Raw genomic sequence first — 13,906 nt, forward strand, 5'->3', positions numbered from 1 at the left:
CATCAAATCCCTTCGCCGTCGGTCACCCGCGCCACCTGTCCGCCGAGACCCTTGACGAAGGCATTGATGCGCGGATTGGTCGACTTGTAGAAGATGTGGTCGGGCGTGCCCTGATCGACGATCAGGCCGTTTTCGGTAAAGACGACCTTGTCGCTGATTTCCTCGGCGAAGCGCATTTCGTGGGTGACGAGAATGCTGGTCATGCCGTCATTGACGAGATCACGGATGACGGCGAGCACTTCGCCGACCGTTTCCGGGTCGAGCGCCGAGGTCACTTCATCGAACAGCACCAGCTCCGGCCGCATGGCGAGTGCGCGGGCAATGGCGACACGCTGCTGTTGACCGCCGGAAAGCTGGCCGGGATAGGCGTCCACCTTCTGGGAAAGACGCACTTTTTCCAGCAATTCGCGGGCATGGCGTTCCGCTTCCGCCTTGGGCGTGCCGAGAATCTTGATCGGCGCAATGGTGATGTTTTCCATCACCGTCAGATGAGGGAAAAGGTTGAACTGCTGGAAGACGATACCGATGCGCTTGCGCAGCGCGATGCGCTCAGCCTCGGTCTTCAATTGGTCGACCCGGGTGCCGCCGACGGTGATCTTGCCCGATTGCGGAATGAGCAGGCCGTTGATGCAGCGCAGGATCGTGGACTTGCCCGAGCCGGAAGGGCCGATGATGGAAACGGCGTCACCCTTGTTGACGGTCAGATCGATGCCCTTGAGAACCTGATTGTCGCCGAAGGACAGGTGTATGCCCTCCAGTTCGACCAATGCTGCGGCGGCGGGGGCGTTGGCGGCGGTTTGTGGTGCGGATGCGGACATGGCTTGTTCCAATCAGCGGGAGGCGAAGCGCCGCTCGAGGCGCTGCGTGAAACGGGAGACGGGATAGCAGAACAGGAAGAACGCCATCAGCACGGTGAGATAGACCACGACGGTGAAATCGTTGCGCTGCACGGCGGTGCTGGCATCCGTGGCGGCATGCAGAAGCTCATGCACGCCGACCAGCGAGGCAAGCGCCGTGCCCATGGTGATCGATGCGTAAAGGTTCATCCATGGCGGCAGCGAACGTTTCACGCATTGCGGCAGGATGATCCAGCGCAGCGTCTGGTTACGCGAAAAGCCCAGCCCCTGCGCTGCTTCCCATTGCGCGGTCGGAATGGACTGGATGGCGCCACGGGTGATTTCCGCGATGTGGGCGCTCGCCGGAATGGCGAGACCGACGACGGCCTTGATCCAGTCCGGGAAGGGAATGTAATTGCCGAAGGCGACGATCTCGAAGGGGAAGATGTAGGTCGCGGCAAAAATCAGCACCAGATGCGGGGCATTGCGGAAAACCTGCACATAGGTCAGCGCCGGCGCACGCACCAGGCGATAGGGCGCTAGCTCCATGATGCCGAGAAGGACGCCGATGAAGGTGCCAATGGCGATCGCCAGAACGCTGATCAGCACATTCATGGCAAAACCCTTGCCGAGATAGGGCAGCCATTGCAGCAGCACCTGCCCGAGCGAGGGATCGAGGATCAGCCACAGGATGACGGCAATCAACACACCGAGCAGCAGAATGGTGCCGAACGGCGGCTTTTTCGCCACCTGTGTTGGAGAAACCACCGCGCTCATTGACCGAACCCCGGAACTGCGAGACGCCGTTCAAGCCAGAGACCGACCCTTGCGACGATGAAATTGATGACGCTGAAGAAGATGAGGATGACGATCATCAGCTCGACCACATTGTCGCGCTGCGTCCAGATCAGGATCGAGGCATAGGTGATTTCACCCACCGCAATGGCCGAGCCGACCGTGGTGAGCTTCACCAGATTGACGAGATTGTTGATGATGGATGGCAGCGCCGTGCGGATCGCCAGCGGAAACTCCACATAACGCAGGATTTCGAACGAACTGAAACCGATCGCGCGCGCCGCCTCGATGGTGGTGGCCGGCACCGCCTCGATACCGCCGCGCAACGCTTCCGCGTGGAAGGCGGCAACATGCAGGCCGGTGATGGCGACGACCCAGAAGAACGGGGTCAGCGGATTGTTTTGCGCACCGCCCAGCGCATTGGAAATCAGCATGTTGAGTACGAGGAAACCGCACATCAGCTGCACCAGCGTCGGCGTGTTGCGCGTCAGTTCCACATAGGCGCGCACCGGGCCGGCGAGCCAGGTCTTGCCGGAGGTGAGCATGGCCGCGAAAATGAAGCCGAAGACGAGGCTGAGCGGCAAGGTGACGGCAACGAGAATGAGCGTCATCTTCATGCCATCGAGCCAGATCTGAACCTCGTAGCCGCTGTTCAGAAAGTCATAGTTGAGGCCGATATGCGCGGCCAGTTCTATGAAGCGCGCTATAAATGCATCCTGCATTGGAAATCCATGCTGTTGTCGCGGTGCCGCCCGGCGGACGGCGCCAGAAATGGCCTGTCTTGCTATAAAGCAGAAAAGAACGGCGGGCGAAACCAGCCGTTCTCTGGGGTTAGGGTAAAACGCCTCGATGGCAGACGTTCCTGCGTCATGCCGGACGTGGAACCCGGCATCCAGCCACGACGTCTCCGCGCCGTGAACGACCTTTTTCGATCAGGTGCTTGATCGCGCTGGAGCCCGGATCAAGCCCGGAGTGACCGGAACTGCCCAGTCCCTTATTGCGCGGCCGAAAGCTTCTTCTGCTGTTCTTCCATATAGCCGATGCTCGGCAGGCGGTTGGCCTTGGCGAATTCGATCATTTTGCCGGAAGCGTGCAGCTCCTTGACGATCTTGTCGAGGGCGGCCTGCGTGTCGTTTTCGCCCTTGCGTAGCCAGATGACGGAATCCGACGGGATGAGGTCGGTGGGGATGAGGATGCCGTAATCCTTCCACTCGTCGGCGCGGTCCTGAAGCATCAGGCTCAGAGTGCCGTTGACGTGAACGGAGACGTCGCAATTGCCGCCCTTCAGCGCCAGCAGCGATTCCGGCTGGCTCGGCAGGGCCTTCACCTGGGCGCCATATTGCTCGATCAGCGGCTGGGTGTAGTTTGAGCCTTGCGAAACGCAGGCGATCTTGCCTTTCAGATCCGGCCAGTCCTTGATGCCCGAATCCTTGCGGCCGATGGCAGCACCACCCTGGCGGTCATAGGGGGTCGGCACGTAGCCGAGCGTTTTGGCGCGCTCTTCGGTGTATTGCATGTTGGCGATGAGGATATCGACCTTGCCCTGCTGCAGGAACTGCACGCGGTTGGGCGGGGTCACCGTCTCGGTGACGAGTTCAACACCGAGGCCGGCGGCAAGCGCCTTGGCGACGTCGATGTTGAGGCCCTTCTGCTCCTGCGTCTTAGGATCGATGAAGCCGAAAGGCGCGCCGGAGAGGATGACGCCGACGGTCAGCTTGCCGCGACCCTTGATCCGGTCGAGCGTTGCATCCGCGTGCGCGGCGGTGGCCATCGAAGCGATGACGACGGTTCCGGCGATGAGTTTTGCGGCTAGTCTGGAGAAAGAGAGGGCCATGGGTATTTCCTTTTGAGTGTAGGTGGAAACTACATGAGGCACCCGCCAAGAGCGAGAATTGGCATTGCGCAAAAAATAATATGAATAAAATCGCGTTCCAATAAAGCCTCAGGGGCGAAAAAATATCCTAATAATAGGAAATCGTAGAATCCTGTTCTTTGTCGCCGCTGTTTGCCCCTGGCCACAGAAGCGCCAGATGGTCAGTGGGGGAGCGATCGAATGCCGCTTGTTTCTTCTCCCCGGCGGGGAGAAGAAAAGCGCCGTAACGTTCAGCCCGCCTCAGCGACCGGCATTATAGGCCGCGATCGCCGCCATATTAACGATATCGCTGTCCTTCGCGCCCATCGAGGTGATCTGCACGGATTTGTCCAGGCCGACGAGGAGCGGGCCGATGACGGTGGCACCACCCAGTTCCTGCAGCATCTTGGTGGAGATCGAGGCGGAATGGATGGCGGGCATGACCAGCACATTGGCCGGGCCGGAAAGCCGGGCAAAGGGGTACTGGCTCTGCATGCGGTGGTGGTTCAGCGCCACATCAGCCGACATTTCGCCTTCGACCTCGAAATTGACATTGCGCCTGTCGAGGATTTTCACCGCCTCGCGCACCTTGTCGGAGCGTTCGCCGACCGGCTGGCCGAAGGTGGAATAGGCGAGCATGGCCACACGCGGCTCGTAGCCGAAACGACGGGCGAGGCCGGCTGCTTCTTCGGCGATATCGGCAAGGTCTTCCGCATTCGGCATGTCATGCACGGCGGTATCGGCCACAAAGACGGTGCGGTTGCGCGAGACGACCAGCGAAACGCCAATGACGCGATGGCCGGGCTTGGTGTTGATGCAGCGGCGGATATCTTCCAGCGCGGTCGAATAGTTGCGGGTCACACCCGTGACCACGGCATCCGCATCGCCCATCGCCACCATACAGGCGGCGAAATGGTTGCGGTCGTTGTGGACCAGGCGCTGCACGTCGCGCAGCAGGAAACCGCCGCGCTGCAGGCGCGCATAAAGATAATCGACATAGGCATCGACGCGGCTGGAAAGGCGCGCATTGGTGATCTCGATATTGGCGCGGTCGAGATCGATGCCGGCGCGCTCCGCATTGGCCTTGATGATGTCGTCGCGGCCGAGCAGGATGGCGGTGCCGAGGCCCTGCGCGGTGAACGAAATCGCCGCGCGCATGACCTGTTCCTCTTCCGCTTCGGCAAAGACCACGCGCTTCGGCGAGCGGCGCACGCGTTCGTAAAGGCGCTGCGTCGTCGAAGCCATCGGATCGCGGCGGGCGGAAAGTTCACGGGCATAGGCGTCGAGATCCGGCAATTCGCGCTGGGCGACACCGGTTTCGATGGCGGCTTTGGCGACTGCCACCGGAATGGCCGAGATCAGGCGCGGATCGAAGGGAACCGGAATGATATATTGCGGCCCGAAACGCGGACGGTTGCCCTGATAGGCGGCAGCCACATCGTCAGGCACATCCTCGCGGGCCAGATCGGCCAGCGCCTGTGCGGCGGCGATCTTCATTGCGTCGTTGATCTGGCGGGCGCGGACATCGAGCGCGCCGCGGAAGATATAGGGAAAGCCGAGGACGTTGTTGACCTGGTTCGGATAGTCCGAACGGCCCGTCGCCATGATGGCGTCGTCGCGGACGCGCGACACTTCTTCCGGCGTGATTTCCGGGTCCGGATTGGCCATGGCGAAGATGATCGGCTTCTTTGCCATGGAGCGGATCATCTCTTCGGTGAAGGCTCCCTTCTGCGAGAGGCCGAACACCACGTCCGCACCCTTCATGGCTTCGGCCAGCGTGCGGTTGTCGGTTTTCACCGCATGGGCGGATTTCCACTGGTTCATGCCTTCGGTGCGGCCCTGATAGATCACGCCCTTGGTATCGCAGAGCGTGATGTTGTCCGGGTTGAAACCCATGGCCTTGATGAGGTCCATGCAGGCGATGGCCGCAGCGCCCGCGCCGTTGCAGACGAGCTTCGTGGTCTTGAAGTCGCGGCCGGTCAGTTCGATGGCGTTGATGAGGCCGGCTGCGGCAATGATGGCGGTGCCGTGCTGGTCGTCATGGAAAACGGGAATGTCCATCAGCTCGCGCAGGCGGCTTTCGATGATGAAACATTCCGGCGCCTTGATGTCTTCCAGATTGATGCCGCCGAAGGAGGGGCCGAGATAGCGCACGCAATTGATGAACTCATCCGCGTCTTCGGTATCGACCTCGAGATCGATGGAATCGACATCGGCAAAGCGCTTGAAGAGGACCGACTTGCCTTCCATGACAGGCTTGGAGGCGAGCGCGCCGAGATTGCCGAGGCCGAGGATCGCGGTGCCGTTGGAGATGACCGCAACCATGTTGCCGCGCGTCGTATAATCGTAAGCACTCGCCGGATTTTCGGCGATGGCTTTCACCGGCACGGCCACGCCCGGCGAATAGGCGAGTGACAGATCCCGCTGCGTCGCCATCGGCTTGGTCGGGGTTATTTCCAGTTTGCCGGGTCTGCCGTCCGCGTGGAAATCCAGGGCTTCCTGATCCGTAACCGATGTTCTGGTGCTGGCGGGCTTGGTCGTGTCGGACATGGGCTGTGTGCGCTTTCCTGTCGATAATCGTGTAAAAATATCCGTCGTTGTTATTGTATTTTTCGCGCGCCTGCCAAGCCTTGAATGTTGTTCAGTGCAGCAAAATGAGCCGTGATGAAATTAGTGGCCGATTCAATCGATTAGTTCTCGGTTCACGTTAGAGGCGGGGTCGATAGGCCTGCCGCGCCATATTCACGAAGGCGTCCACATGGAGGGCGAGCGCGCCGCGCCGGACGACCAGCATGCAATCGGACCAGGCATCCGCGCTCTCCAGCGGCACGGCGGTGATGCCCCGCGTGGCGCGCACCGTGCTTTCCGGCAGGATGGAAATTCCGGCACCCGCTTCCACGAGCGCAAGGATCGTATTGACGTTGGCAATGCGCATGCCAATCTGCGGCTCGCAGCCGGCATCCTCGAACAGCGAAAGCGCACTGCTGCTGAGGCCGAGGCCGATCTCGTCAACCGGCAGCAGCAGTTTTTCCCGCACGATATCGCTGACCGGGACCCGGGAGCGGGCGGCAAGCGCATGCTGCTCGGGCACGGCGACGCATAATTTCGAGCGGTCGAAGGGCATGGCCCTCAAGGTCTGTGGCAACAGCGGCAGCGGTGCGCGAATGAAGGCCACATCGGTCTTGCGTGTCGCCACCTGCTCGATCAGCTGTTCCATCGTCATGCCGGGCAGGAGTTCCATCGTCACATCGCGGTTTTCATCGCTGTAGCGGGTGATCAGCGCTGGCAGTTTGCGTTCCGCCATCACGCTGGTGCCATATCCTATACGCAGCGTGCCGAGCTGGCCGCGCCTTATCTGCTGCGCCTTTTCCAGTGCGCCCTGGGTGCGGGCGAGGATTTCCTCCGCCTCGATGAGCATGGATTGCCCCGCCTGGGTAAGTTCCACACCGCGATTGATGCGCTGAAAAAGCTTGAAGCCGAGATTTTCCTCCAGTTGCCGGATGCGCTGGGTAACGGCGGGCTGGGCAATGCCGAGCTGAAGGGCGGCGGCACGGAAGTTTTGCGCCCTTGCGGCTTCCACGAAGATTGTAAGTTGACGAATATCCATCGGCGGACGGGTCTTTGTGTTGTCGGTCGGACGTAGTATAAGCTCAGCTTATCAAAATTGCCCGTCTTGCGCATTGTCATCTTGTCGCAGGCGACGTTATACCGCAGCCAGGGTTTTGGTACGCTCCGTGCCTACAGACGGGCGTTGCGACCGGGCCGGGGAGGATTTGTTCAAGCATCTTGGCCGCCGTCCAACGGGCCGGTGGTATCTGCAGTGAATGGGTCAAAATGACAGTCACAACGGAAGTCTTCCCCACTATTGTTCCCCGTTCAGCCGCGCCGCCCTCATCGCGTTCGCGCCTGGCCGCTGCTGCGGCTGGCTGTCCCGGCTTTGCCGGACACTGAACGATCATCGGGCATCAGCCTTTGCGGCGGCCCTCCTAACCGGATATTCACTCCATGAGTCACTCTGCAACTTCACTGTCGCTTCCAGCCAGACTATGGCTGCTGGTGCTTGGCGCGGTCATCATCGCTGCGGGCCTGTTCTTCGCCATTGGCGGCGGGAAGCTCGTTGCGCTTGGCGGCAGCCCCTATTTCGTCACGGCCGGTATCGCGCTGATCGTTTCCGGCCTGCTGATCCTGCTGCGCAAGCCGGCCGGCGCGCTTCTCTTTGCTCTCATCTTCATCCTTTCCGGGGTCTGGGCGGTCTGGGAAGCCGGATTGCACTTCTGGCCGCTGATTTCCCGCCTGCTTGCAATAGGTGTGGGGGCCACGGTCGTGGCGCTGTCTTATCCGCTGCTGCGTCGTGCAGCCGGTAAAACACCTGCCTACGGCACGTCCTTCGCCATTGCCGCTGTTCTGGCCATTGCTTCTGGCGCCGGTTTTGCCGGCATGTTCGTGCCGCATCCGACCGTCGCCTTTAATGGCGAACCGGCGGCGCTGACGCCGGTCAAGCCGGAAACCGAGCAGAAGAACTGGGAGCATTACGGCAATACGTCCGGCGGCAGCCGCTTTGTCGCGCTGGACGAAATCACCCGCGATAACGTCAAGAACCTTGAAGTCGCATGGACCTATCGCACCGGGGACACCCCGATCAGCCCCGGCGCGAACGGCGCGGAAGATCAGGAAACGCCGCTGCAGGTGGGCGACACCGTGTTCCTGTGCACGCCGCACAACAATGTCATCGCTCTCGATGCCGATACCGGTGCTGAAAAATGGAAGACGGAAATCAACGCGAAATCCTCCGTCTGGATGCGTTGCCGCGGCCTTGCCTATTTTGATGCCAAGGCGCCGCTGAAGCAGCCGACCGCGCCGGGCTCCACGCCTGTCACACCGGCGGTGGTGGCCGACGGAGCGCTTTGCCAGCGCCGCATTCTGATGAATACAATCAATGCCGAACTGATCGCACTCGATGCCGACACCGGCGCGTTTTGCCCGGATTTCGGCACCAATGGCCGTGTCGATCTGAAGATCGGCCTCGGCAATGCGCCGGACCCGCAATATGTGTTGACTTCGGCCCCCACGCTCGCAGGCACCACCGTTGTGGTCGGCGGCCGCATCGCCGACAATGTGCAGGTGGATATGCCGGGTGGCGTGATGCGCGGTTTCGATGTGGTGACGGGCGCGCTTCGCTGGGCCTTCGATCCCGGCAACCCGCAGATCACCGGACTGCCGCCCGAAGGGCAGACATACACGCGTTCCACCCCGAATGTGTGGGCGTCCATGTCCTACGATCCGGCGCTGAACACCGTCTTCATGCCGGTCGGCAGCCCCTCGGTCGATCTCTACGGCGCGACACGCACGCCGCTCGACCATAAATACGGCGCTTCGATGCTGGCACTCGATGCCACGACAGGCCGGGAAAAATGGGTCTACCAGACGGTTCATAATGACCTCTGGGACTTCGACGTGCCGATGCAGCCGAGCTTCATCGATTTCCCGAAGGCGGATGGAACGACCGTTCCGGCGCTGGTCTTCGGTACCAAGGCGGCTCAGATTTATGTCCTCGACCGCGCTACGGGCCAGCCGCTGACCAAGGTGGAAGAGGTTCCGGTCAAGCCGGCCAATATTCCGAACGAGCCCTATTCGCCGACCCAGCCACGTTCTGTCGGCATGCCGGAGATCGGCGCGCGGACATTGACCGAGGCGGATATGTGGGGCGCCACCCCGTTCGATCAGCTTCTTTGCCGCATTGCCTTCAAGGGCATGCGCTATGAAGGGCTCTATACTGCACCCGGCACGGATGTTTCGCTCAGCTTCCCCGGCTCGCTCGGCGGCATGAACTGGGGTGGCCTTTCGACAGACCCGACGACGAACACCATCTTCGTCAATGACATGCGTCTCGGCCTCTGGATCCAGATGAAGGAAGCCGCACCCACCAAGGCAACGGCAAGCGGTGGCGAAAGCGTCAATACCGGCATGGGCCTCGTGCCGATGAAGGGCACGCCCTATGCCGTCGACAAGAACCGCTTCCTGTCGGCTCTCGGCATTCCGTGCCAGGCTCCGCCCTATGGCACGATGACCGCGATCGACATGAAGACCCAGAAGATCAAGTGGCAGGTGCCGGTCGGCACCGTCCAGGATACGGGTCCGCTCGGCATCAAGATGGGCCTGCCGATCCCGATCGGCATGCCGACGCTTGGCGGCACGCTCACCACTCAGGGCGGTCTCGTCTTCATCGCCGGCACGCAGGATTATTATCTGCGCGCCTTCGACACGGCGACCGGCAGGGAAGTCTGGAAGGCGCGTCTTCCGGTCGGTAGCCAGGGCGGCCCGATGAGCTACAAGTCTCCGAAGACCGGCAAGCAATATGTCGTCATTTCGGCCGGCGGCGCACGCCAGTCTCCCGACCGTGGCGACTATGTGATCGCCTATGCGCTGCCGGATTGATCTTGGCGGCCAGTCACGTTGAAAAAACGAAACCCCGGGGCGTTGCTCCGGGGTTTTTCTTTGCCGCCCAAAAACAAGATGGACCCTTCCGCAGGGAACCTCGTTCTCCGCCTTGCGTTAGCAAAAGGGTCCGCCGGCAACCGCCCTGCCGTTCACCAAGCTTTCACAAGGCGAATTTATGAGCTTGCGCTTGTCCGCCCGTGAACCGATGATGGCGGTATTTCGGAATATGTATATTGTCCGGCGCGCCGGGAAATTTTTTAGAGTTGGAAAGGTTTTGTTGTGAAGGAACACTCTCGAAAGATCACGCCGGTTCTTCTTGCTGGCGGCGCCGGCTCACGGCTCTGGCCGGTATCGCGCGATCAGTTGCCCAAGCAGTTCCAGCCGCTGGTCGGCAATCTTTCGACCTATCAGCAGACGTTGAAGCGGGTGGGCGACAAGGGGCTTTATTCCGAACCGCTGGTGATCACCAACGAGGATTTCCGTTTCTTCGCCCGCCGCCAGGCGGAAGAGATCGATCTGCCGGCGACGGTGGTGCTGGAACCCGCCCGCCGCGACAGCGCCGCCGCCATGGCCGCCGCCGCCGTACTGGCTGAGCGCCGCGAGCCGGGATGCCTGGTTCTGGCGCTTGCCGCCGACCATGTGGTGCTCGATGCTGACAAATTCTCCGACGCCGTCAGGCTTGGCGCCAAAGCTGCCGATCAGGGCAATATCGTCGTCTTCGGCCTGGTGCCGACCGAGCCGCGCACCTCCTATGGTTATATCAAGCCGGGGGAGGCGATCGATGGCGAGCAGGATTTGAGCACCGTCGAGGCCTTTGTGGAAAAGCCGGATGTGAAGACGGCGATTTCCTATCTCGAAAAGGGTTATCTCTGGAACTCCGGCAATTTCCTGTTCCGCTCCGACGTGATGATCGCCGAATTGAAGGCCTTTGCCCCGGAAATCCTTGCAGCGGTGACGCAGGCGGTCGAGCAATATGAGAGCGACCTCGGTTTTGTGCGCCTGCATCAGGCAAGCTTCGAGGCTTCCCCCAAGAACTCCATCGACTATGCGGTGATCGAAAAGACGAAGCGCATGGCGGTGGTGCACGGCCATTTCCGCTGGTCGGATATCGGCAGCTGGGATGCGATCTGGGAGATTGCCGACAAGCGCGGCAATGACAATGCGCTGGAAGGCAACGGCGTCTTCATCGATTCCGAAGGCTGTCTGATCCATTCCACGCAATTGCTGACGACGGTGGTGGGCGCGAAGGATCTCGTGGTGGTGACCACCAAGGATGCGGTTCTGGTGGTGCCGAAAAACCGGGTGCAGGATGTGAAGGGTCTGGTGGAGACGCTGAAGAGCGGCGAACATGCGCCGCATACGCAGACCCACAAGCGGGTATATCAACCCTGGGGTTTCATCGAGCACATGTATGTGGACGAGCGTTACCGGGTCGGCCACATCACGGTTGATCCCGGCCACCGCATCTCGTTCCAGAAACATTATCACCGCTCGGAACACTGGATCGTCGTCAAGGGAACTGCAACCGTGACGATGGGGGACGAGACCCGGCTGCTGACGGAAAACGAGTCGGTCTATATTCCGATCGGCCAGCCGCACCGGCTTGCCAATGAGGGCCAGATTCCGCTCGAACTCGTCGAAATCCAGACCGGCGCCTATATCGGCGAGGATGACGTCATCCGCATCGAGGATGATTACAGACGGCAATAATTTTGGCGAAACGACGTGATGAGGGCGAGGCGGATTATGGTCCGGCTCGCCTTTTCCATTTCAGGAGACAAGCGCGTTCACGCAATGGGCAAAGGCATGGGAGAATATTGCCGCTTCCAGGCCCCGCCGCCAGAACAGCCAGCCGAACAGCAGGCCGGGGATGAAGTTGGCGAGCAGGATCACAATGATCAGCAATGGCCGCGGCTGAGAGGTAATCGCAAACAGAAACGGCAGGTGGCCGGCAGCGAATAGGGCGGCCGCCATGGTGATGGCGGCCCATAACAGGCTTGGCAGAAGCTTTCCTTTGCCCGCCATGCGCCAGAGTGCCCATGCGAAAAGCGACATCAGGCCCCATCGGGTCAGAATCTCCTCCGTAATCCCGCCATAGAGAATCCGGGTCACCAGCGGAACGTTGAAAGCGGTCATTTTTGCCATGGTCACCGCATCCGTCACCGATGGCAGGATCAGGGACGAATAGGCGCTCATCAGCAGACCTACGGCAAGGCCTGCCGCCAATGCGGGTGGCGCCTGCTTTCGCAATATCGGGCGCAGGTTGGCTCCCTGCAGCCAGCTATCGACCAGCGGCGCAGCAAGCCCGGTTCTTACTGCCAGAGCCTGACCGGTGGCCACCGCTGCGACAGTCAGGATCGCCGGTTGGATGAGGATCAGCAGGCGCATCGCGAATGAAAGCTGCGGCCCCGGTGCGAGCTGGTCAAATGACGCCAGCAACAGCGATGCGATACCCGCCAATCCGATGATCAAAAGAACGTGCCAACGCGCCATGGTCTCTTTCGCCTGTTTTCTTCGTCGTGCGTTTCGTAAACGACCGGCATTGCAGGTGGGTTACGCGGCTCTATTCCCTGTGTCGACACCTGTTCCGCGCATCTTTCAGCCGTTTGAAAGGCCTCCCGAGAGCGGTGGTGAGATTCGTATTTTAGGCGGTTGCCTAATCAAAAATCTTCGCATAGGTTCCAACTGCAACGTTTCAGTGAGGGAGGAGACTCATGCGAATGCGTGTTATTTCTGCGGCTTTTCTGGCCAGTGTGATGATTCCGGCGGGTATTGCGGGGGCCACCGATCTTGAGGTGACCCATTGGTGGACATCGGGCGGCGAAGCCGCCGCCGTCGCCGAACTGGCCAAGGCCTTCGACGCTACCGGCAACAAATGGGTGGATGGCGCCATCGCCGGTTCCGGCGGCACGGCACGGCCGATCATGATCAGCCGCATCACCGGCGGCGACCCGATGGGCGCCACCCAGTTCAACCACGGCCGGCAGGCGGAAGAACTGGTGCAGGCGGGCCTGATGCGCGACCTGTCCGACGTTGCCGCCAAGGGCAACTGGAAAGAGGTCATCAAGCCGGCAAGTCTGCTCGACAGCTGCACCATCGACGGCAAGATTTATTGCGCGCCGGTGAATATCCATTCCTGGCAATGGCTCTGGCTTTCCAACGCCGCCTTCAAGAAGGCGGGCGTCGAGGTTCCGAAGAACTGGACGGAATTCGTCGCGGCCGCACCAGCGCTGAAAAAGGCCGGCATCCAGCCGCTTGCCCTTGGCGGTCAGGCTTGGCAGGCCAACGGCCTGTTCGACACTCTGACGCTTTCGATCGGCGGCAAGGATCTCTATCAGAAGGTTTATGGCGATAAGGATGCCGAAGCGGCGGCCGGTCCTGAGATGGCAAAGATTTTCGCTGCTGCCGTCGAAGCGCGCGACATGGCCAAGGGCACCAATGTTCAGGACTGGAACCAGGCCACCAACATGGTCATCACCGGCAAGGCCGGCGGCCAGATCATGGGTGACTGGGCGCAGGGTGAATTCCAGCTGGCCAACCAGAAGGCCGGCACGGATTATTCCTGCCTTCCCGGTCTTGGTCTCAGTGAATACCTCACCACCGGCGGCGATGCCTTCTATTTCCCGGTTCTGAAAGACGAGGCGAAAACCAAGGCGCAGGACGTGCTTGCCGCAACCATCGTTGATCCGAAAACCCAGGTGGCATTCAACCTGAAAAAGGGTTCCCTGCCGATCCGTGGCGACGTGGACCTCAATGCAGCCAATGACTGCATGAAGAAGGGTCTGGCAATTCTGGCCAAGGGCAACGCGCTGACCAGCACCGACCAGCTGATTTCTGCCGATACGCAGAAACAGAAGGAAGACCTGATGGCGGAATTCTTTGCCGGTTCCATGTCGGCGGAAGATGGGCAGAAGCGCTTCGCGGACATTATCGGTTCGGCTGACTGATTGTGATCTCCCGGGAGGGGAGCGGTTCACCGCTCCCC

The 13,906-nt window shown here is 60.8% G+C and carries 10 protein-coding genes; 3 read left to right on the forward strand and 7 right to left on the reverse strand.

Annotated elements, in window-relative coordinates; all coding sequences use genetic code 11:
- Window positions 1–2: 2 nt before the first annotated feature.
- The 6 genes from O3S81_RS10025 to O3S81_RS10050 all read right to left on the reverse strand — a co-directional run bounded on the left by O3S81_RS10025 (window position 3) and on the right by O3S81_RS10050 (window position 7,090).
- A complete protein-coding gene (locus O3S81_RS10025; RefSeq protein ID WP_269342805.1) occupies window positions 3–818 on the reverse strand; it encodes an amino acid ABC transporter ATP-binding protein in 816 nt (271 codons plus the stop codon).
- 12 nt (window positions 819–830) lie between these two features.
- Complete coding sequence (locus tag O3S81_RS10030) at window positions 831–1,613, reverse strand: amino acid ABC transporter permease (RefSeq protein ID WP_269342806.1); 783 nt, start codon at window positions 1,611–1,613, stop codon at window positions 831–833.
- Window positions 1,610–2,353, reverse strand: coding sequence for an amino acid ABC transporter permease (locus O3S81_RS10035; RefSeq protein ID WP_269342807.1), 744 nt, complete (start codon window positions 2,351–2,353; stop codon window positions 1,610–1,612). The genes O3S81_RS10030 and O3S81_RS10035 overlap by 4 nt, the downstream gene beginning before the upstream one ends.
- A gap of 272 nt (window positions 2,354–2,625) precedes the next feature.
- Window positions 2,626–3,465: a transporter substrate-binding domain-containing protein gene (locus O3S81_RS10040; RefSeq protein WP_269342808.1), complete on the reverse strand. Its 840-nt coding sequence runs from the start codon at window positions 3,463–3,465 to the stop codon at window positions 2,626–2,628.
- Window positions 3,466–3,744: 279 nt separating this feature from the next.
- Complete coding sequence (locus O3S81_RS10045; RefSeq protein ID WP_269342809.1) at window positions 3,745–6,033, reverse strand: NADP-dependent malic enzyme; 2,289 nt, start codon at window positions 6,031–6,033, stop codon at window positions 3,745–3,747.
- A 157-nt stretch (window positions 6,034–6,190) separates the two neighbouring features.
- The gene (locus O3S81_RS10050) at window positions 6,191–7,090 is read right to left on the reverse strand and encodes a LysR family transcriptional regulator (RefSeq protein WP_269342810.1); all 900 of its coding nucleotides are present in this window, start codon (window positions 7,088–7,090) and stop codon (window positions 6,191–6,193) included.
- Window positions 7,091–7,488: 398 nt separating this feature from the next.
- Between O3S81_RS10050 and O3S81_RS10055 the strand changes: the two genes are divergently transcribed.
- Together O3S81_RS10055 and O3S81_RS10060 are read left to right on the forward strand one after the other, a co-directional pair.
- Window positions 7,489–9,918, forward strand: a complete 2,430-nt coding sequence (locus O3S81_RS10055; protein WP_269342811.1) for a glucose/quinate/shikimate family membrane-bound PQQ-dependent dehydrogenase — start codon at window positions 7,489–7,491, stop codon at window positions 9,916–9,918.
- Window positions 9,919–10,200: 282 nt separating this feature from the next.
- Window positions 10,201–11,631 (forward strand): mannose-1-phosphate guanylyltransferase/mannose-6-phosphate isomerase, encoded by a 1,431-nt coding sequence (locus O3S81_RS10060; RefSeq protein ID WP_269342812.1) that lies wholly within the window; start codon window positions 10,201–10,203, stop codon window positions 11,629–11,631.
- A 60-nt stretch (window positions 11,632–11,691) separates the two neighbouring features.
- Here the strand turns inward: O3S81_RS10060 and O3S81_RS10065 are convergent, their stop codons facing one another.
- Window positions 11,692–12,414, reverse strand: a complete 723-nt coding sequence (locus O3S81_RS10065) for a CPBP family intramembrane glutamic endopeptidase (RefSeq protein ID WP_269342813.1) — start codon at window positions 12,412–12,414, stop codon at window positions 11,692–11,694.
- 221 nt (window positions 12,415–12,635) lie between these two features.
- Here O3S81_RS10065 and O3S81_RS10070 point away from each other — a divergent pair, with 221 nt between their 5' ends.
- Entirely contained in the window at window positions 12,636–13,868 is a 1,233-nt protein-coding gene (locus tag O3S81_RS10070; protein WP_269342814.1) for an ABC transporter substrate-binding protein, read from the forward strand.
- The last annotated feature ends 38 nt before the right edge of the window (window positions 13,869–13,906 follow it).

This window comes from Agrobacterium sp. SOY23 (assembly GCF_027212525.1).
GTDB classification, from domain to species: Bacteria; Pseudomonadota; Alphaproteobacteria; order Rhizobiales; family Rhizobiaceae; genus Agrobacterium; species Agrobacterium tumefaciens_I.